Origin of the sequence: Pseudoduganella sp. RAF53_2 (assembly GCF_052113985.1) — a bacterium.
GTDB lineage: Bacteria > Pseudomonadota > Gammaproteobacteria > Burkholderiales > Burkholderiaceae_D > Rugamonas.
Map to the genome: position 1 here is coordinate 1 of NZ_JBFRDW010001006.1, position 1355 is coordinate 1355.

Genomic DNA, 1355 nt, shown 5'->3' on the forward strand with positions numbered 1-1355 from the left:
ACGCCACACTCATATACACTCGATTTGTTGACCTCCACCAATAGCCAATAACGTGTATTCACAGACGCAAATTGATCCGGTCGTAAGTTTTCTTAACACGCAGGGTGAGGCGGTTCGCGGCACGATTGTCAACCTCCAGCGCAAGTCGCTGGTGATGGAGGTCTATAACCCTTACTCGATCGTTCAGGTCAGTGAAGTTCTGAACGAACTGACGGTGCGTATGGGCTCCAAGAGCGCCTATATCGGCAAGGCGGTCGTGATCAGCATGGTGAACACCGGCCTGACGGCCGTAGTGTCGGTCACCCTGATTGATGAATGGCGCGAGCTGTCGGAAGTGGTGGTGGCGCCGGGCGCGCTGGGCCGCGAAGCGCAGTCTTTCGTCGATGACTGGAGCGACCGCTTCCGCATCCGCCGTGATTACCAGATCGTTGTGAATGAAACGCGCGCCTTCCTGTCCGATGCCTCGCGCTGGCTGGAGCAGGTCGATATGTCCGACTCGCTGCCGAAGGAAGAGGCAAGGCTGCCGCTGGAATACTTCTATGAGCTGGCGCGCCCGCTCATGATCAAGACCAAGGGCTATTTCGATGAGCTGAATCACCAGGCCTCACTGGTGGAAGAAGAACTGCAGGCATCGCACCGCGCGTTTGCGCAGGCGGCGCTGCATCCGCTGATCCTGCGTGCGCCATTTGTGTTCCGCACCTATACCAAGCCGCTTGGCTATGCGGGCGACTACCAGATGGTGAACCAGATCCTGAGCGATCCGCGTCAGGGTCCGAGCACTTATTTCCAGATCGTGAACACGGCGTTTCTGCAAACGGCCGTGGCGACGGCGCACCGCCATCGCATCGATATCCTGGTTGGCTACCTGGATCGGTTGGCGGAAGAGGCGCGCCGTATCGGCCGTCCGCTGCGCGTGCTGAATGTGGGCTGCGGCCCCGCGGTGGAGATCCAGCGCTTCCTCGAAACCTCGGCCAACCCTGAACTGCTGTCCTTCCAGCTGATGGACTTCAGTGAAGAGACGCTGGACTGGACGCGCAGCACGCTGGCCGCGATTCAGCGCCGCACCGGCCGCCATGCCAATATCGATTTCGTCCACGACTCGGTGCACCAGTTGCTGAAACGCCGCGTGGATGCGGTGGATGAAGAGCAGCGCGAGTTCGACGCCGTATATTGCGCGGGCCTGTTCGATTACCTGTCCGACAAAGTGTGCTCACGCCTGAACAGCTACTTCGCGGCGCGCACCCGTCCGGGCGGCAAGCTGCTGGTGACCAATGTCCACGCCAGCAACCCTGAACGCTTCAGCATGGAGCATATTCTGGAGTGGTATCTGATTTATCGTGACGAAGCCAAGATGC

General features: G+C 59.5%; 1 protein-coding gene. It reads left to right on the forward strand.

The genetic code is table 11. From position 1 onward, the window contains the following. Window positions 1–52: 52 nt before the first annotated feature. A partial coding sequence (locus AB4Z11_RS31850; protein ID WP_442030198.1) for a class I SAM-dependent methyltransferase occupies window positions 53–1355 on the forward strand: 1303 nt, incomplete at its 3' end.